The sequence below is a fragment of the Xanthomonas hyacinthi genome, assembly GCF_009769165.1.
Taxonomy (GTDB): domain Bacteria; phylum Pseudomonadota; class Gammaproteobacteria; order Xanthomonadales; family Xanthomonadaceae; genus Xanthomonas_A; species Xanthomonas_A hyacinthi.
The window spans coordinates 3,511,499-3,528,565 of sequence record NZ_CP043476.1 but is presented as its reverse complement, the minus strand read 5'-3'; the positions used below and the strand labels follow the sequence as shown (position 1 = coordinate 3,528,565).

The window sequence follows — 17,067 nt, the reverse complement described above, 5'->3', positions numbered from 1 at the left end:
CCAGGCGACTCAACGAAAAAGCCCCGCAGTGCGGGGCTTTTTACGACCTGCGCTCAACTCACGCGAACGGATCCTGCAACACCATCGTGTGGTCGCGGTCCGGGCCGGTGGAGACGATGGAGATCGGGCAACCGGCCAGTTCCTCCAGCGCGCGCAGGTAGGCGCGGGCGGCGGGCGGCAGTTCGTCCCACACGGTGATGCCGTGGGTGTTCTCGGTCCAGCCGGGGAACTCCAGGTACACCGGGGTGCACTCTTCCCAGCCCTGCGCGTCCAGCGGCGCGTATTCGGTGCGCTTGCCGCGGTATTCATAGGCGATGCAGATCTTCAGCTTCTCCATGCCGTCGAGCACGTCGAGCTTGGTGATGCACAGGCCGGAGATGCCGTTGATGGCCACGGCGCGCTTGAGCGCGACTATGTCCATCCAGCCGCAGCGGCGCGGGCGACCGGTGGAGGCGCCGTACTCGGCGCCGCGGTCGCGGATGCCCTGGCCGACGTCGTCGTCCAGTTCGGTCGGGAACGGGCCGCCGCCGACGCGGGTGGCATAGGCCTTGGCGATGCCCAGCACGTAGTCGATCGCATCGGCGCCGACGCCGGTGCCGGCCAGCGCGCCGCCGACGGTGGTGTTGGAACTGGTGACGTACGGGTAGGTGCCGTGGTCGATGTCGAGCAACGCGCCCTGCGCGCCTTCGAACAGCACGCGCTTGCCCTGCTTGCGCAGCTCGTGGAGGATGCCGGCCACGTCGTACTTCATCGGCTGCACGTAGTCGCCGAAGGCCAGGGCTTCGTCGAAGGTCTTCTGGAAATCGACCGCGTCCACGCCCAGGTACCTGGTCAGCACGAAGTTGTGGTAGTCCAGCGCGGTGCGCAGCAGTTCTTCCAGCTGCGGCGGGTAGTGCAGGTCGGCGATGCGGATGCCGCGGCGCGCCACCTTGTCTTCGTACGCCGGGCCGATGCCGCGGCCGGTGGTGCCGATGGCCTTGCCGCCGGCGGCCTTCTCGCGGGCCTGATCCAGGGCGATGTGGTACGGCATGATCAGCGGCGCGGCCGGGGAGATCTTCAGGCGCGAACGCACTTCCACGCCGGCTTCCTCCAGCTCGCTGATTTCCTTGATCAAGGCGGCCGGGGAGATCACCACGCCGTTGCCGATCAGGCACAGCGCGTCTTCGCGCAGGATGCCGGACGGGATCAGGTGCAGCACGGTCTTCTTGCCGTTGATGACGAGGGTGTGGCCGGCGTTGTGGCCGCCCTGGAAGCGCACGACGGCGCCGATTTCCTCGGTGAGCAGATCCACGATCTTGCCTTTGCCTTCATCGCCCCACTGGGCGCCGAGCACGACAACTGACTGACCCATGGTTGGGTAACTCCTGGTTTGCTGCGCGGCCATCGGGGCCGCACGGATGTGGTGGCCATGCACGGGTCTTGCCGGCGCCGGTACGGCCGCTCCATCGGGGAGCGTCCAGGCGGCGGCAGGCCCCTACACGGAAAAGCCGGTCGAGGCGCTCGTGTGGAGCGGGCCCGGCCGGCTTTTGTGCATTCTCCGGGTTTTGGGTGACGCTCACCACCCCCTCGGTCGCCGCGTTCAGCGGCGCCGGCCCGGAGCAACCGGCCGCGACTCAGGCGCGGACCCACCACAGGGCCAGCAGCCCCACCGCCAGGGCCATGCCGCCGGCGATCCGCAACTGCGCGGCCGGCATGGCCAGCATCTGCTGCACCAGCCGCTTCCACGCCTCCGGCGCCACCAGCAGGACCAGGCCCTCGAAGACGATCATCAGACACACCGCGGCGATCAGATCGTGCATGGGGAGTCTCGGGCAAGGGGCGGATGGCCGCGGCGCGGCAGGGCTGAAGCGGCTTTCTTCCATGTCTACAGGCAACCAAAAACTTGTGGGAGCGACTTCAGTCGCGACGGGCTTCACCGGTCAGGCCCGTCGCGACTGAAGTCGCTCCCACAACAGTCCGCAGGCTGGGACTACACGAGTCGCGCCTGCTCCAGGCCGGCATGCGCATAGCAAATCATCACACCGCCAGGGACCGTGACCTGCTTTTACGAATCCCAAATCCCGAATTACCAATCCCGGACCCTCAGCGCTCGCTCTTGAGGTACTGCAGGAACGGATCGTTCTTGTCCAGCACGATCACCGCGTTGCCGTCGGCCATTGCGCCGCGGTAGGCCTCCAGGCTGCGGTAGAACGCATAGAACGACGGGTCGGCGGAGCCGGCCTTGCCGTAGATGCTGGCGGCCTGCGCATCGCCTTCGCCGCGCAGCTTCTGCGCATCGCGCTCGGCCTCGGCAACCAGCACGGTGCTCTCGCGGTCGGCCTGGGCACGGATGGTCAGCGCCTGCTCCTCGCCCTCGGCGCGCAGCTTGCTGGCTTCCTGCTTGCGCTGCGCGCGCATGCGCTCGTACACGTCGGTGATCACCTGGCTGTCGGTCGGCAGGTCGATCTGCTTGATGCGCAGGTCGGTGATCTGCATGCCCAGGGTCTTGCCGGCGGCGTTGATCGCGTTCAACTGCTGTGCGATCAGCTCGCTGCGGTCGCCGGACACCAGCTGCTGCAAGGTGCGCGCGTTGATCTGGTTGCGCAGCGAATCGATGATGATCGGCGCCAGGCGCGCGTTGGCCACCTTCTCGTCGCCGCCGGTGGCGCGGTAGAAGGCGCGCACGTCGGAGATGTAGCCGATGGCGAAGAAGTCGACGCTGACGTCCTTCTGCTCGGCGGTGAAGTAGCGCGCCGGCGGCGTGTCCAGCACCTGGAAGCGGCGATCGAACACGCGCGTGGACTCCACCAGCGGCAGCTTGAAGTGCAGGCCCGGCTTGAGGTCGGCGCGGGCCACGCGGCCCAGGTTCAGCACCATCGCGGTCTGGTCTTCGCGCACCACGAACACCGAGCCGAGCAGCGCGAACAGCGCCACGACGGCAACGCCCGCCCACAGGGAAATTCTCATGGCTGCACCTCCTCACGGCCGTTCGGGCGCGGTGTGCGCTCCGGACTGCGGATACTCTCGGCCGGGCTGCTGGACAGCGACGGCATCAGCACATCCTGCGGCAGCGTCGGCACGCCGCCGCTGCTGGACGCCGGCGGCGCGGCGCTGGCGCCGCTCTTGCCGCCATCGGCCGGCATCGGCACGTAGATCAGCTGGCGGCCGTCGCCGCCGATGACCTTGCGGTTCTCCGACAGCACCTTCTGCACCGTTTCCAGCCACAGCCGCTTGCGGGTGACCTCCGGCGCGTTCTGATACTGCTGCTGCAGCAGGCTGAAGCGCTCGGCATCGCCTTGCGCACGGGCGATCGACGCTTCCTTGTAGCCTTCGGCAACGGTGCGGGTGCGCGCGGCCTGGCCGCGCGCTTCCGGCACCATCTTGGCGGCATAGGCCTGGGCCTCGTTGATCAGCCGCTCCTTGACCTGCTGCGCGCCGTTGACCTCGTCGAAGGCCGGCTTCACTTCTTCCGGCGGACGCGCGTCGGGCAGGGTCAGCCCGGTCACGATCAGGCCGGTGCGGTAGGCGCTGAGCGCGGCCTGCAGGCGGTCGCGCGCGGCGGTGGCCATCGGCCCGCGGTTGTTCAGCACCACGTTGAGGTCGGCGCGGCCGACCTGTTCGCGCACCGCGCTCTGCGCGGCCTGCTCCAGCACCTGGTCGGCATTGCGCGAGCCGAACACGTACATGCGCGGGTCGTCGATGCGGTACTGCACGTTGAGCGAGACGCTGACGATGTTCTCGTCGCGGGTCAGCACCGGCACCTGGTTGCTGAAGGTCTTGATCTCGGTGGCGTTGACCTTGCGCACCGATTCGATCGGCCACGGCAGCTTGAAGCTCGGGCCCGGCTGCAGGATCCGCGAGAACTGGCCGAAGCGCAGCACCACACCGCGCTGCTGCTCGCCGATCAGCTGGAAGCAACTGAACAGCAGCAACAGCACCGCCGCGGCCAGTACCCAGCGGCCGATGTTGCCGCCATCGCCGCCGAACAAGTCCTTGACGGGACCGGGCAGCCCGCCCCACTTGCCGCCACCATTGCCGCCACGAGGCTTCCAGGGACTGCGCCCGTTATTGTCCGGGCCATCTCCGCCCTTGCCGCCGGGTGTATTCCAGGCCATGCATGCTCCAAGAAGATAGGTGGCGGCGCGTCGGTCCGCGCCGGTCACCGTAAGTGAGTCGCCGATTCTACAAGATGGGGCAGATCCGACGTTTCGAAAGGGCTATCTTGGTGCATTCCTTACGTGCCGACCAAGGTGTTCGCCATGTCGCTCCCCGCCAGCTTCCCCGCCTTCCGCATCCACCAGGACGATGCCGGCTACCGCGCCGCGGTCGAACCGGTGGGACTGGACCAGCTCAGTCCCGGCGACGTGGTGATCCGCGGCGCCTGGTCGTCGGTGAACTTCAAGGACGCGCTGGCCGGCACCGGCCAGGGCAAGATCCTGCGCCGCTTCCCGCTGGTCGGTGGCATCGACGTGGCCGGGCATGTGGTCGCCTCCAACGATCCGGGGTTCAAGGAGGGCGATGCGGTGCTGGTCACCGGCTGCGGCCTCAGCGAGACCCGCGACGGCGGCTACAGCCACTACGCGCGGCTGGAGGCCAAGTGGGTGGTGCCGCTGCCGGCCGGGCTGAGCCTGCGCGAGAGCATGGTGCTGGGCACCGCCGGCTTCACCGCGGCGCTGGCGCTGCTGCGCCTGCTCGACAACCGGCAGACCCCGGCGCACGGCCCGCTGTGCGTGACCGGCGCCACCGGCGGGGTCGGCTCGCTGGCGATCGACCTCTTCAGCCGCGCCGGCTTCGAGGTGCATGCGGTCAGCGGCAAGGCCGACCGCGCCGCGCACCTGAAGGCGCTGGGCGCCAGCCAGGTGCTGGGCCGCGAGGCGCTGCAGAGCAAGCGCCCGCTGGAGTCGGTGCGCTTCGGCGGCGGCCTGGACAATGTCGGCGGGGCGATGCTGACCAGCCTGCTGGCGCAGACGGCCGCGTACGGCAACGTCGCCAGTGCCGGGCTGGCGGCGACCCCTGGGCTGGACATGACGGTGATGCCGTTCATCCTGCGCGGGGTGTCGCTGCTGGGGATCGGCTCGGCCGGCACCGCGCGCGACCTGCGCGACCGCATCTGGCAGCACCTGGGCAGCGACTGGAAACCGCGCCACCTGGACGCGATCTGCACCCGCGAGGTGGACCTGTCCGGCCTGCCCGAGGTGTTCGCGACGATGCTCGCCGGGCAGTCGTTCGGGCGCACCGTGGTGCGGCTGGATCCGGCCGCGTAGACGCGCCCGGGGGTTTGTGATGCGCAGCGCTTTCCGGCTGCGCGCCGCTGCCACTACACTCGTGTCTCCAAGGTGGGGGGAATACATGGCACGCATCCTGATCGTCGACGACTCGCCGTCGCAGTTGCTGGGCATCCAGCGCATCGTCGAGAAGCTGGGCCACGAAACGCTCACCGCCACCGACGGCGCGGCCGGCGTGGAAGCGGCCAAGGCGGCGCTGCCGGACCTGGTGCTGATGGACGTGGTGATGCCCAACCTCAACGGTTTCCAGGCCACCCGCACGCTGCGCCGCGAGCCGAGCACGCAGAACATCCCGGTGATCCTGGTCACCACCAAGGACCAGGACACCGACCGCATGTGGGGCATGCGCCAGGGCGCCCGCGCCTACATCACCAAGCCGTTCTCCGAGGACGAACTGTCCGAGGTGATCGAGCGGGTGTTCAGTGGCGAGGATGCGCCGAAGGGCTGAGGGGGGCGGGACTCGGGACCCCATCCTGCCGTCCCGAATCCCGAGTCCCGAATCCCGACCTCACTGCGCCTGCACCAGCAGCGTCATGCCATCGACCCCGACGATGCGCACCGCGCTGCCGGCGGGCAGGTCGGGGCCGCCGACCACCCAGAACGCGTCATCGACCTTGGCGCGGCCGCGGCCGGCCTGGATCGGCTGGTCCAGGATCACCACCCGGCCGATCAACTGCTCGGCGCGGCGGTTCAGCAGCGGCCGGTCGCTGACCTGGTCGCGGCCGCGGAACCAGGTGCGGTAGACCTGGATCGAGACGAAGCTGAGCACCACGAAGGCGCCGATCTGCAGCAGCAGCGACAGATCCGGCAGCACCAGCACGGCCACGAACACCGCCGCGGCGGCGAAGCCCATCCACAGCATGAACGCGCCCGGCGCCAACGCCTCGGCCGCGAACAGCAGCAAGGTCAGCGCGCCCCACGCCACCACCTCGGCGCGCATGGTTCAGGCTCCACTGCGCGGCGGCATGCCGCGCGGCACCGCCGGCGGCGCGGACTGCTGCTTGCCCAGCGCCTCGCGCGCCAGTTCGCCGATGCCGGCGATCGAACCGATGATGCCGCTGGACTCCATCGGCATCAGCACGAACTTCTGGTTCGGCGCGGTGGCCAGTTCCTTGAACGCCTCCACGTACTTCTGCGCGATGAAGTAGTTGATCGCCTGCACGTCGCCCTCGGCGATCGCCTTGGACACCATCGCGGTGGCGCGCGCTTCGGCCTCGGCCAGGCGCTCGCGCGCCTCGGCGTCGCGGAATGCGGCTTCCTTGCGGCCTTCGGCCTCCAGCACCGCGGCCTGCTTCTCGCCCTCGGCGCGCAGGATTTCCGACTGCCGCGAGCCCTCCGCCTCGAGGATCTGCGCGCGCTTCTCGCGCTCGGCCTTCATCTGCCGCGCCATCGAATCGATCAGGTCGCGCGGCGGCTGGATGTCGCGGATCTCGATGCGGGTGACCTTGATGCCCCACGGATTGGTCGCATGGTCGACCACGCTGAGCAGCTGCGCGTTGATGGTCTCGCGCTGGCTCAGCGATTCGTCCAGGTCCATCGAGCCGATCACGGTGCGGATGTTGGTCTGCACCAGCGCGATCGTGGCGATCTCCAGGTTCGACACTTCATAGGCCGCCTTGGCCGCGTCCAGCACCTGGAAGAACACCACCCCGTCCACCCGCACCACCGCGTTGTCCTTGGTGATCACGTCCTGGCTGGGCACGTCCAGCACCTGCTCCATCATGTTGACCTTGCGGCCCACGCCATAGACCACCGGAATCAGGAAGTGCAGGCCGGGCGACAAGCTATGGGTGTAGCGGCCGAAGCGCTCCACCGTCCACTGGAATCCCTGCGGCACCATGCGCACGGTCTTGAACAGCACGATCACGCCCGCGACCAGGATCACCAGGGCGAGGAAATAGGTGGACGGCATCAGGTTGCTCCATTAACCAAGGGACGAAGACACCGCGAGTATAGCGAGCGCCGGCAGGCCGCCAGCGCTACCAGCGGAGACGCCCGAGCAGCATGTGCTTGAACATGACCCAGTCGCCGGCGAACGAATACAGCGGATGGCGGAAGGTCGCCGGGTGGTTCTTCTCGAAGAAGACATGCCCGGCCCAGGCGCAACCGTAGCCGCACCGCGGCGCTGCCCACAGCCCGCCGCTCAGGCCTGCCGCGGCGCGAACATGATCACCGCCATGCCGAGCAGGCACAGGCCGGCGCCGAGCAGGTCCCAGCGCGTGGGTCGGATCGATTGCAGCGCCCACAGCCACAGCAGCGCCACCGCGATGTAGACGCCGCCGTACGCGGCGTAGACGCGGCCGCTGGCCTCCGGATGCAGACTCAGCAACCACACGAAGGCGGCCAGGCTGGCCGCCGCCGGCAGCAACAGCCACGCGCTGCGCTGCTCGCGCAGCCACAGGTACGGCAGGTAGCAGCCGACGATCTCGGCCAGCGCGGTCAGCGCGAACAGCAGCAGCGTCTTCACTGCGCCGCGTCGCGTTCCTGGCGCTTGGCGCGCTGCCAGTAGGCTTCCTGCTGCTGCAGCGACAAGCCGTCCAGCGCGCCGCCGTCGCGCTGTGCCAGCTGCTCCATCGCGCGGAAGCGGCGTTCGAACTTGTGGTTGGCATGGCGCAGCGCGGCACCGACATCGACCTGGGCGTGGCGCGCGAGGTTGGCGCAGACGAACAGCAGGTCGCCGATCTCGTCCTGCAGCCGCGCCTGGTTGTCCTGCACCGCGCCGCGCGCGAACTCCGCACGCACCTCCTCCAGTTCCTCCTGCAGCTTGTCCAGCACCGGTGCCGGCTGCGGCCAGTCGAAGCCGACCCGCGCCGCGCGCGCCTGCAGCTTCACCGCGCGCTGCCATTCCGGCAGGCCGCGCGCGATCCCGGCCAGCGCCGAACGGTCGGTCTTGCCGGCCGCGGCGCGCTCGCTGCGCTTGATCTGTTCCCAGTTCAGGGTCTGCTGCCCGGCGTCGGCGACCTGGCTGTCGCCGAACACGTGCGGATGCCGGCGCCGCATCTTGTCGCAGATCGCCGCGACCACGTCGTCGAAGCCGAAGGCGCCCTGCTCGCGCGCCATCTGCGCATGGAACACCACCTGCAGCAGCAGGTCGCCGAGCTCGTCCTTCAGTTCGCCCAGGTCGTTGCGGTCGATCGCGTCGGCCACCTCGTACGCCTCTTCGATGGTGTACGCGGCGATGCTGGCGAAATCCTGCTCCAGGTCCCAGGGGCAGCCGTGCTCGCGATCGCGCAGGCGCGCCATGATCTCGAGCAGGGCGGGAAGGTCGTCGCGGGCTGCGGTCACGTGCGGGTTCCGATGCGACGGCAACGGCGCCGCCTGCCGGTTAGTTTGGCAGAGCTGCGCGCACGATGAGCGGCCGGCGGCATGGCGAGCGGCGACGCGGCGCATGCGAACGGCCTGCGGCGCATGGCGGCAACGCCGTCATCGCGCCTGGCGGCCGAGGGCGCGCATTGCGGCGGCGTCAGCCGCGACGCCGCCTTGCAGACCTCCGCCGATGCCGGCGGCGGCGTCCGCTCAGCCCAGCCAGGTCCGCCACGGCAGCGCCGGGTCGCCCAGCGCGATGAAATCGCCGTTGAGCAGCGATGCGCGCCGGTTGTAGCGGAACGGCTTGCCGGTAGCGGCGGCGAGCAGCGTGCCGCCGGCGGCCTGCAGCACGCACTGGCCGGCCGCGGTATCCCATTCGGAGGTCGGGCCGAAGCGCGGGTACACGTCCAGCTCGCCGTCGGCGATGCGGCAGAACTTCAGCGACGAGCCCTGTGCGACCACCTCGGTCTCGCCCATGCGCAGCAGCAGCGCGTCGGTGCGCGGATCGCGGTGCGAGCGGCTGGCCGCCACCCGCAGCGGCGCGCTGGCCGGCCTGCGCGTGTTCAGCGCGGTGTCGCGGAAACCGTCGCGGCGGTACGCCTGTTCGCCGCGCACCGCGTGCCAGAGGCGGCCATCGACCGGCGCCTGGACCACGCCGAACACCGGCGCGCCCTGGTGGATCAGCGCGATATTGACGCTGAACTCGCCGTTGCGCTTGACGAACTCGCGGGTGCCGTCGAGCGGGTCCACCAGCCAGTAGCTGGTCCAGTGCTCGCGCACGTCCCACGGGATCTGCGCCGCCTCCTCGGACAGCACCGGCAGGTCCGGGGTCAGCCGCTCCAGGCCCTCGACGATGATCCGGTGCGCGGCCAGGTCGGCCTGGGTCAGCGGGCTGGCGTCGGCCTTGTGCTCGACCTCGAAGCCGGTGGCGTAGACCGCCATGATCGCCGCGGCGGCGTCGATGGCGATGGCGATGACGGTTTCGCGCAGGTCTGCGGTGATGCGGATCATCCGGCACGACCCAGCCACTCGCGGGCGATGAACAGCGCCGCCAGCGAACGCCCTTCTGAAAAATCCTCACGCAACATCAATTGATCCAGTTCAGCCAGTTTCCAGGGCACCACTTCCAGTTCCTCCGGCTCGTCGCCGGCCAGTTTTTCGGGATAGAGGTCTTGCGCCAGCACCAGCCACGACTGGTGGCTCATATAGGTGGGCGCCAGGGTCATCGCGCGCAGCACCTGCAGCTGCCGCGCGCCGTAGCCGGCCTCTTCCTTGAGTTCGCGGTCGGCCGCCTGCAGCGGCGTCTCGCCCGCGTCGATCCGGCCCTTGACCAGGCCCAGCTCGTAGCGGTGCACGCCGGCGGCGTACTCGCGCACCAGCAGCACGGTCTGCGCGTCCAGCATCGGCACCACCACCACCGCGCCGTGGCCGGGGGACTTGAGCCGGTGGTACACGCGCCGTTCGCCGTTGCTGAACTCCAGGTCCAGCTCCTCGACCTTGCGCTCCATGGCCGACTCGCCGCGCTCGCGCAAGGCGTGGATGATCGGCAACGGACGGCTCACGCCGGCACCCCGCGGCGCGTTGCGGCGTCGGCCGATAGAATGCACGGAGCGAAGAACCTGTTCATGAGCGCGAAATGCTAACAGACCTGACCGCATCACAGACTGCCGCCGCCTGGCGGCAACGCGACCTGGCCGTGTTGTGGCACCCGTGCACGCAGATGCGCGAGCATCCGGACACCCTGCCGCTGCTGCCGATCGCCCGCGGCGAAGGCGCCTGGCTGATCGATCACGAGGGCAACCGCTACCTGGATGCGGTGAGCAGCTGGTGGACCAATCTGTTCGGCCACAGCGAGCCGCGCATCGCCGCGGCCATCGCCGCGCAGGCCACCGAGCTGGAGCAGGTGATGCTGGCCGGCTTCAGCCACGCCCCGGCGGTGGAGTTGGCCGAGCAGCTGCTGGCGCTGGCGCCGCGCCAGGACGGGCGCGCGCCGCTGGCCAAGGTGTTCTATGCCGACAACGGCTCGGCCGGGGTCGAAGTGGCGCTGAAGATGGCGTTCCACTATTTCCACAACCGCGGCGAGACCCGCCGCACCCGCTTCGTGGCGCTGGAGAACGGCTACCACGGCGAGACCATCGGCGCGCTGGCGGTCGGCGACATCCCGCTGTATCGGCGGGTGTACGCGCCGCTGCTGTGCGAAGCGCTGTTCGCGCCCTCGCCCGACGCCTACCTGGCCGCACCGGGGCAGAGCGCGCGGCAGCGCGCCGATGCCGCCGCCGATGCGCTGGCCGACCTGTTCGACCGCCATCCCGGCGAGATCTGCGCGGTGATCCTGGAGCCGCGCCTGCAATGCGCCGGCGGCATGCGCATGCACGATCCGGCCTACCTGCGCCGCGCACGCGAACTGTGCGACGCTAACGGCGCGTTCCTGATCGCCGACGAGATCGCCACCGGCTTTGGCCGCACCGGCACCTTGTTCGCCTGCGAGCAGGCCGGGGTGATGCCGGACCTGCTATGCCTGTCCAAGGGCCTGACCGGCGGCTTCCTGCCGCTGTCGGCGGTGCTGGCCACGCAACACCTGTATGACGCCTTCCTCGACGACAGCCGCGAGCGCGCCTTCCTGCATTCGCACAGCTACACCGGCAATCCGCTGGCCTGCGCCGCTGCGCTGGCCTGCCTGCGGATCTTCCGGCAGGACGACGTGATCGCGCGCAACCGCGGCACCGCCGAAACCATGCGCGCGCTGTCGGCGCCGTTCAACGACCACCCGCACGTGGCCGACGTGCGCCAGGCCGGGATGGTGGTCGCGTTCGAACTGACCCGCAATGGCGACAAGCGCACCCCGTTTGCAGCCAGCGCGCGGGTCGGCCTGTGCGCGTACCGCGCCGCGCTGCGGCGTGGCGTGGTGCTGCGCCCGCTGGGCGACGTGCTGTACTGGATGCCGCCGTACTGCGTGGACGATGCGCAGCTGGCTCTGCTCGCCGAGACCACCCTGGCCGCGATCGACGAGGCGGTGGCATGCGCCTGACCCGCTGCCATGTCGATCTGCCGCTGCGCGCCGGCGACGACGTGGTGTTGCCCGCGGACGTCGCCGGGCACCTGCTGCGCGTGCTGCGACTGCGCGAGGGCGACCGCTGCGTGCTGTTCAACGGCGACGGCTGCGACTACGACGCCGAACTGCTGCAGGCCGGCAAGCGCGGTGCCAGCGCGCGGATCGGCGCGGTGCGGCCGGCGCACAACGAATCGCCGCTGGTGATCACCCTGCTGCAGGGCGTGGCGCGCGGCGAGAAGATGGACCTGATCCTGCAGAAGGCGACCGAACTGGGCGTGGCCGCGATCGTGCCGGTGTGGGCCGAGCGCACCGAGGTGAAGCTGGATGCGGCGCGCACCGACAAGCGCGTGGCGCACTGGCGCAGCGTCGTCGTCGCGGCCTGCGAACAGTCCGGCCGCGCGCACGTGCCGCGCCTGGCCGCACCGCTGGCGCTGGCCGACGCCGCCGCTGCCGTGGCCGGCGCGCAGCTGAAGCTCACCCTCGATCCGCAAGGCGAACACCGGCTGCGCACGCTGGACATCGGTGGCAACGCAACGACGCTCGCGATCGGCCCGGAAGGCGGCTGGTCGCCGCGCGACCGCGCCACGCTGCACGCCGCCGGCTTCGCCGGCCTGCGCCTGGGACCGCGCATCCTGCGCACCGAAACCGCCGGCCTGGCCGCGATCGCCGCATTGCAGGCGCGCTGCGGCGACCTGTGAACCGGCGCACGCAATCGTGTAGACATCGATGACCGCAGGCGCGCGACGGGGGCGCCGCCGACACCGCGCGAATCGCGGATTTCCCCTGCAAAACAGCACTTTTCTCAGCGATTCGTCGCCCCCGATGCGCGTTGACAGCGCGCTGTTCACGCAGACGCGCAAGCGCGACGGCGTCGCTCAGCGCTGCTGCTGCAGGAACCAGTTCGCCGCGCCGATCACGCCGAGCTGGCCGTGCTCGACCAGCCTCACCGGGATCTGCTCCAGTGCCGGCCGCATCGCGCCCTTGTTCAAATAGCGCTCGACGAAGCTGCTGGCGGCCAGGAACGCGCCGATCTGCGGCAGGAAGCCGCCGGCCAGGTAGATGCCGCTCTGGATGCCGTACAGCAGCGCCATGTCGCCGACCACGCTGCCGAGCAGGCCGCAGAACGCCGACAGCGCCGCGTGCGCCTGCGGATCGTGGCCGCCCAGCGCCGCCGCGGTGACCTCGCTGGGCGCGGCATGCACCGGCGCGGCATCGTGCAGTTCGCACAACACCTTATAGAGGTTGAACAGACCGGGGCCGGACAGCAGGTGCTCCACCGGCACATAGCTGCGCGAGCGCAGCAGCCGCTGCGCGATCGCCATCTCCAGCTCGCTGCCGACCGGCAGGGCCGCGTGGCCGGCCTCGGTGGCCAGCACCACCGCGCCGCCGTTGGTCGGAATCCACACCGCCGCACCGAGTCCGGTACCGGGACCGATCACCAGCGCCGGTCCGCGCTGCGCCTTGCGCGGGCCGGTCAGGTGCAGCACTTCGCTGGCGTCCATCGACGAGGCCGCGTAGGCCACCGCCTCGAAATCGTTGACCAGGTGCAGCGCCTGCAGGCCCAGGCGCTCGCGGATCTCCGGCGGCGACAGGCTCCACGGCAGATTGGTGGTGATCACCCTGCCGTCTTCCAGCGCATAGCCGGCGCTGGCGATCACGCCACGGGTGGGCGCCGGGCCGGGCACGCCGGACAGGAACTCGCCGATGATCTCGGTCAGGCCCGGATAGTCGGCGCAGCGGTACTTGCGGTAGTCCAGCAACGTGACCGTCTGCACGTCGCCGCCGGCATCGCCACGCGAGACCAGGCCGATACGTACATGAGTGCCGCCGACATCGGCGGCAATGAAAGGCTCGGCGTGCGGCCCCGCCGCTGCAACTGGTGTACTGCTTGCGGACACGTCTTCTCCCGTTGCGCCGGACAGGGCGCACGCCGATTGGCCTGTTGATCGATCGAGTTTCAGACCATATTGACAACGTTGTCAAGATGAATTTCACCCAACTGCGGCTCTCCCGTCGCTGCTTCCACAATAAGCGATCGCGAAGGATTCGTCGCCCTATTCCGACAAGACACCGACATTGCCGACGCAAGCCAAACCGCCAGGGCGAGTGGCCTGCAGAATTCGCCGCAATGCACAAATTCTGCGCTGCGGGCCGTAGCGGCCGCAGGCTGCAGCCCGCTGCTGCGGTCGCCGCGAAAGCGCATTCCACGCCCTGTCCACGCATGTATTTCCGTTCCAGGACAAGCACCTACGCATGGGTCCTGAGGCCTTGGCGGTTCAGCGCCGTGCCGTGCCGTCGCATGCACGCCGAAAATTGTCAAAATATCGTGAAGTAAGTATTGACAACGCTGTCAACGCTATTCCAGACTCGCGTCATCGCAAGTTTTACAGCTTCAAGACATGCCACGTTCAGGGATGCCGGACCGCGCTTCGGCACGGTCCGCCGCCCTGGCAAGGCACGCGCCGCGGAGGTCCCTCGGCAGCGGCCGCACCGGCAGGCGAACGGCTGCAAACGCGCCGTGCACGGAAGGGGTCGTTCCCCCGCCCGCGCATCGGGCATCCGCTACATGCATTGCTTTGCTGGACTTAGTTGTCGCCCAACAGGAAACAAGGAAGGACCGGTGCCCTCGGTGCCGCCGGCCGGCCACTTCCGCGTCAACGACCGGACGACGCGCACCGAAACGCGATACGCGCCGCCACCGCAAGGTGTCGCGCCATCCACAGGCCGGGCAGCGGCCAGCACGCCGGAACATCGGTTGGCACCTCATGCCCATGTACTAACCCAGAGGTTTAGCCAATGAATAGCCGCACCACCACGTTAGCCATCAGCATCATGGCCGCGCTGTACCTGTCCGGTAATGCAATGGCGCAGGAAGCACCCGCTTCCAGCGCGGAATCGAAGAACGTCCAGGAACTGGACACCATCACCGTCACCGGCTACCGCGCCTCGCTGGAGAAGAGCCAGGCGGTGAAGCGCTCGGCCAACTCCATCGTCGATGCGATCAGCGCCGAGGACATCGGCAAGTTCCCGGACACCAATGCCGCCGAGTCGCTGGCGCACCTGCCGGGCATCAGCGTGGACCGCCAGTTCGGCGAAGGCGAGAAGGTCAGCATCAACGGCACCGACCCGGCGCTGAACCGCGTGCTGCTCAATGGCCAGACCATCGCCTCGGGCGACTGGGGCGGCAACCCGTCCGACACCAGCGGCCGTACCTTCAACTACACCCTGTTGTCGCCGGAAATCATCGGCCTGATGGAGGTCTACAAGACCCCGGAAGCGCGCATCGACGAAGGCTCGATCGGCGGCACCGTGATCGTGCACACCCGCACGCCGCTGGACCTGCCGAAGAACACCATCCGCGGCTCGGTCGGCTACAACTACAACGACCGCTCGGAAGAAGGCAACCCGCGCGGCTCGGCGCTGTGGAGCTGGAAGAACGACGACGAGACCTTCGGCGCGTTGATCTCCGCCACCCACGACAAGCAGGACATCGCGCGCGCCGGCATCGAGTTCTTCGGCTACGGTACCGGCGCCAACATCCCCGCCACCGCCAATGTCACGGGCGACGGTGGTAACGTTGCTACCGCCAAGATCCCGGCCGGCATCAACAGCGCCTACTTCCAGCAGACCCGCGAGCGCAACGGCCTGCAGGGCGCGCTGCAGTGGAAGCCGAACGAGCAGAACGAGTTCAACCTGACCGGCATCTACATCAAGGGCAAGTACAACAACTTCAGCGAATCGCGCTACGTCTGCCCGGCGTGCAACAACGACCTGCAGAAAGTTACCAGCGCCAACGTCGAGAACGGCTACATCACCTCCGGCACCGTCACCGACGGCGCCGCCGGCCAGCCCTATGCCCAGCTCGACACCAACTACCGCGAAAGCACCGTCACCACCAAGAGCGTGAACCTGCGCCACGACTGGTCCGGCGACAACTGGGTGTTCACCACCCAGGCCGGCACCACCAAGGCCACCGGCGGCAAGAATCCCGAGTACCTGATGAAGTTCCTGCTGCAGGACGGCGGCTACAACTTCAACTACGACGGCAGCCACACCGGCGTCACCTACGACGACAACAGCGCGTCCAACTGGGGCCTGGCGTCCGGCCAGCAGGCCGGCGGCGTCGAGTACACCACCACCGAAGACAAGGAAAAGTACTTCCAGTTCGATGCGGCACGCGATCTGCAATGGGGTCCGTTCAACAAGCTGCTGGTGGGCTACAAGTACATCAACCACGACAACGGCCAGAACTCGCGCGGCAATGCGATCTTCGCCAACCAGGACGTGCTGCTCACCGGCTTCAGCCCCGGCACCACACCCGGCGGCCTGTACGACGGCCTGGGCGCCAGCGGCGACCTGGTCAACTGGCCGACCGCCAACCTCAATTCGGTGCTCAAGTACCTGAAGTCGCTGCCGCAGGCGGCGCTGACGCCCAAGTACGGCCAGATCTACGACGTCAAGGAAATCACCAGCGACCTGTACGCGCAGATGAACTTCGAAGCCGGCAAGTTCCGCGGCAACGTCGGCCTGCGCTATGCCGATACCAAGGACAAGTCGCAGTACTACCAGACCAACGATGGCGGCACGACCTACACCTTCCAGCAGGTCAGCAACGAGTACAAGAAGCCGCTGCCCAGCTTCAACATCGCCTACGACCTGGACGACACCAAGGTGCTGCGTTTCTCCGCAGCCAAGGTGATGGCACGCCCGCGCTACAGCGACCTGGCCGGTTCGTTCACGCTCAACAGCACCAGCGGCGACCTGACTGCCAGCGGCGGCAACCCGGACCTGAAGCCGTACGCGTCGACCAACTACGACCTGGCCGCCGAATGGTATTTCGCCCCGTCCAGCATGCTGTCGGCCGAGGTGTTCTATCGCGACATCAGCTCCTACATCGTCAGCACCACGACCACCGAGATCCTCAGCGACCCGACCAACGGCATCGTCAACCAGCCGTACAGCGTGACCCGTCCGGTCAACGCCACCGGCGCCAAGGTCAAGGGCGCGTCGCTGAACTACCAGCAGGCGTTCGGCTACGGCTTCGGCCTGCAGGCGAACTACACCTACGCCGAGTCCAGCTCCGAGGACGGCCTGAACCTGCCGTACCTGTCGCGCAACACCTACAACGTGATCCCGTACTGGGAAAACGGTCCGTGGATGGTCCGGGTGAACTACAGCTACCGCTCCAAGTACTTCACCCAGATCGGCCGCCTGGACTCGAACGTGTTCACCGACGCGTACAAGCAGCTCGACCTGACCGCCTCGTACGAGATCAACGACTGGATGAGCGTCAGCGTCAGCGCCACCAACCTGCTCGACTCCACGTACTACTGGTACAACGAGGTCAAGTACGCGCCGATCGGCATGTACAAGAACGGCCGCGGCTACCAGGCGCAGCTGAACTTCAAGTTCTGATGCAGCACTGGCGCGCCACCGACCCTCCAC

At 68.6% G+C, this 17,067-nt stretch carries 16 protein-coding genes and 1 pseudogene; 5 read left to right on the top strand and 12 right to left on the bottom strand.

Annotation, left to right across the window (positions count from 1 at the left end; all coding sequences use genetic code 11):
- Positions 1-58: 58 nt before the first annotated feature.
- The 4 genes from FZ025_RS15520 to hflK form a co-directional block, all read right to left on the bottom strand.
- A complete protein-coding gene (locus tag FZ025_RS15520; protein ID WP_046979068.1) occupies positions 59-1,351 on the bottom strand; it encodes an adenylosuccinate synthase in 1,293 nt (430 codons plus the stop codon).
- 262 nt (positions 1,352-1,613) lie between these two features.
- Positions 1,614-1,799: a DUF2065 domain-containing protein gene (locus FZ025_RS15515; RefSeq protein WP_046979069.1), complete on the bottom strand. Its 186-nt coding sequence runs from the start codon at positions 1,797-1,799 to the stop codon at positions 1,614-1,616.
- 283 nt (positions 1,800-2,082) lie between these two features.
- The gene (gene hflC, locus FZ025_RS15510; RefSeq protein WP_046979070.1) at positions 2,083-2,946 is read right to left on the bottom strand and encodes a protease modulator HflC; all 864 of its coding nucleotides are present in this window, start codon (positions 2,944-2,946) and stop codon (positions 2,083-2,085) included.
- On the bottom strand, positions 2,943-4,094 hold the full coding sequence (gene hflK, locus FZ025_RS15505) for an FtsH protease activity modulator HflK (protein ID WP_046979071.1): 1,152 nt from the start codon (positions 4,092-4,094) through the stop codon (positions 2,943-2,945). Before hflK ends, hflC begins: the two co-directional genes overlap by 4 nt.
- A gap of 144 nt (positions 4,095-4,238) precedes the next feature.
- Here hflK and FZ025_RS15500 point away from each other — a divergent pair, with 144 nt between their 5' ends.
- Positions 4,239-5,243 carry an acrylyl-CoA reductase family protein gene (locus FZ025_RS15500; protein ID WP_046979083.1) on the top strand — a complete coding sequence of 335 codons (1,005 nt, stop codon included), beginning with the start codon at positions 4,239-4,241 and terminating at the stop codon, positions 5,241-5,243.
- Between the two features lie 85 nt (positions 5,244-5,328).
- Entirely contained in the window at positions 5,329-5,712 is a 384-nt protein-coding gene (pilH, locus tag FZ025_RS15495) for a twitching motility response regulator PilH (RefSeq protein ID WP_046979072.1), read from the top strand.
- Between the two features lie 60 nt (positions 5,713-5,772).
- Here the strand turns inward: pilH and FZ025_RS15490 are convergent, their stop codons facing one another.
- From FZ025_RS15490 to nudE, 7 genes and pseudogenes are all read right to left on the bottom strand, one after another.
- Positions 5,773-6,204 (bottom strand): NfeD family protein, encoded by a 432-nt coding sequence (locus tag FZ025_RS15490; protein WP_046979073.1) that lies wholly within the window; start codon positions 6,202-6,204, stop codon positions 5,773-5,775.
- 3 nt (positions 6,205-6,207) lie between these two features.
- Entirely contained in the window at positions 6,208-7,176 is a 969-nt protein-coding gene (locus FZ025_RS15485; RefSeq protein ID WP_046979074.1) for an SPFH domain-containing protein, read from the bottom strand.
- A 67-nt stretch (positions 7,177-7,243) separates the two neighbouring features.
- A pseudogene (locus FZ025_RS22460) lies at positions 7,244-7,420 on the bottom strand (Mpo1-like protein); the annotation flags it as partial.
- Positions 7,408-7,731: a YnfA family protein gene (locus FZ025_RS15475; protein ID WP_046979075.1), complete on the bottom strand. Its 324-nt coding sequence runs from the start codon at positions 7,729-7,731 to the stop codon at positions 7,408-7,410. The pseudogene FZ025_RS22460 and the gene FZ025_RS15475, both read right to left, overlap by 13 nt.
- Positions 7,728-8,507, bottom strand: a complete 780-nt coding sequence (gene mazG, locus FZ025_RS15470; RefSeq protein WP_046979084.1) for a nucleoside triphosphate pyrophosphohydrolase — start codon at positions 8,505-8,507, stop codon at positions 7,728-7,730. The genes FZ025_RS15475 and mazG overlap by 4 nt, the downstream gene beginning before the upstream one ends.
- Before the next feature lie 273 nt (positions 8,508-8,780).
- Positions 8,781-9,581, bottom strand: a complete 801-nt coding sequence (gene cysQ, locus FZ025_RS15465) for a 3'(2'),5'-bisphosphate nucleotidase CysQ (RefSeq protein WP_104558596.1) — start codon at positions 9,579-9,581, stop codon at positions 8,781-8,783.
- A complete protein-coding gene (nudE, locus tag FZ025_RS15460) occupies positions 9,578-10,132 on the bottom strand; it encodes an ADP compounds hydrolase NudE (RefSeq protein ID WP_046980926.1) in 555 nt (184 codons plus the stop codon). The genes cysQ and nudE overlap by 4 nt, the downstream gene beginning before the upstream one ends.
- Before the next feature lie 74 nt (positions 10,133-10,206).
- Here nudE and bioA point away from each other — a divergent pair, with 74 nt between their 5' ends.
- Both bioA and FZ025_RS15450 read left to right on the top strand, forming a co-directional pair.
- Positions 10,207-11,598, top strand: coding sequence for an adenosylmethionine--8-amino-7-oxononanoate transaminase (gene bioA, locus FZ025_RS15455; protein WP_046980924.1), 1,392 nt, complete (start codon positions 10,207-10,209; stop codon positions 11,596-11,598).
- Positions 11,589-12,320 carry a 16S rRNA (uracil(1498)-N(3))-methyltransferase gene (locus FZ025_RS15450; protein ID WP_046980923.1) on the top strand — a complete coding sequence of 244 codons (732 nt, stop codon included), beginning with the start codon at positions 11,589-11,591 and terminating at the stop codon, positions 12,318-12,320. Before bioA ends, FZ025_RS15450 begins: the two co-directional genes overlap by 10 nt.
- Positions 12,321-12,497: 177 nt before the next feature.
- On the opposite strand, the gene FZ025_RS15445 is transcribed toward FZ025_RS15450, so the two are convergent.
- Positions 12,498-13,520 (bottom strand): glucokinase family protein, encoded by a 1,023-nt coding sequence (locus FZ025_RS15445; protein ID WP_104558595.1) that lies wholly within the window; start codon positions 13,518-13,520, stop codon positions 12,498-12,500.
- A gap of 898 nt (positions 13,521-14,418) precedes the next feature.
- Here FZ025_RS15445 and FZ025_RS15440 point away from each other — a divergent pair.
- Positions 14,419-17,037, top strand: coding sequence for a TonB-dependent receptor (locus FZ025_RS15440; protein ID WP_046978396.1), 2,619 nt, complete (start codon positions 14,419-14,421; stop codon positions 17,035-17,037).
- The last annotated feature ends 30 nt before the right edge of the window (positions 17,038-17,067 follow it).

Bases quoted from the DNA above. Each gene is read 5' to 3' on its own strand.
- FZ025_RS15450 (WP_046980923.1), top strand. From the start codon at position 11,589: ATGCGCCTGACCCGCTGCCATGTCGATCTGCCGCTGCGCGCCGGCGAC.
- FZ025_RS15490 (WP_046979073.1), bottom strand. From the start codon at position 6,204: ATGCGCGCCGAGGTGGTGGCGTGGGGCGCGCTGACCTTGCTGCTGTTC.
- FZ025_RS15485 (WP_046979074.1), bottom strand. From the start codon at position 7,176: ATGCCGTCCACCTATTTCCTCGCCCTGGTGATCCTGGTCGCGGGCGTG.
- hflK (WP_046979071.1), bottom strand. From the start codon at position 4,094: ATGGCCTGGAATACACCCGGCGGCAAGGGCGGAGATGGCCCGGACAAT.
- mazG (WP_046979084.1), bottom strand. From the start codon at position 8,507: ATGGCGCGCCTGCGCGATCGCGAGCACGGCTGCCCCTGGGACCTGGAG.
- FZ025_RS15500 (WP_046979083.1), top strand. From the start codon at position 4,239: ATGTCGCTCCCCGCCAGCTTCCCCGCCTTCCGCATCCACCAGGACGAT.
- hflC (WP_046979070.1), bottom strand. From the start codon at position 2,946: ATGAGAATTTCCCTGTGGGCGGGCGTTGCCGTCGTGGCGCTGTTCGCG.
- bioA (WP_046980924.1), top strand. From the start codon at position 10,207: ATGCTAACAGACCTGACCGCATCACAGACTGCCGCCGCCTGGCGGCAA.
- cysQ (WP_104558596.1), bottom strand. From the start codon at position 9,581: ATGATCCGCATCACCGCAGACCTGCGCGAAACCGTCATCGCCATCGCC.
- pilH (WP_046979072.1), top strand. From the start codon at position 5,329: ATGGCACGCATCCTGATCGTCGACGACTCGCCGTCGCAGTTGCTGGGC.
- FZ025_RS15520 (WP_046979068.1), bottom strand. From the start codon at position 1,351: ATGGGTCAGTCAGTTGTCGTGCTCGGCGCCCAGTGGGGCGATGAAGGC.
- FZ025_RS15440 (WP_046978396.1), top strand. From the start codon at position 14,419: ATGAATAGCCGCACCACCACGTTAGCCATCAGCATCATGGCCGCGCTG.
- FZ025_RS15515 (WP_046979069.1), bottom strand. From the start codon at position 1,799: ATGCACGATCTGATCGCCGCGGTGTGTCTGATGATCGTCTTCGAGGGC.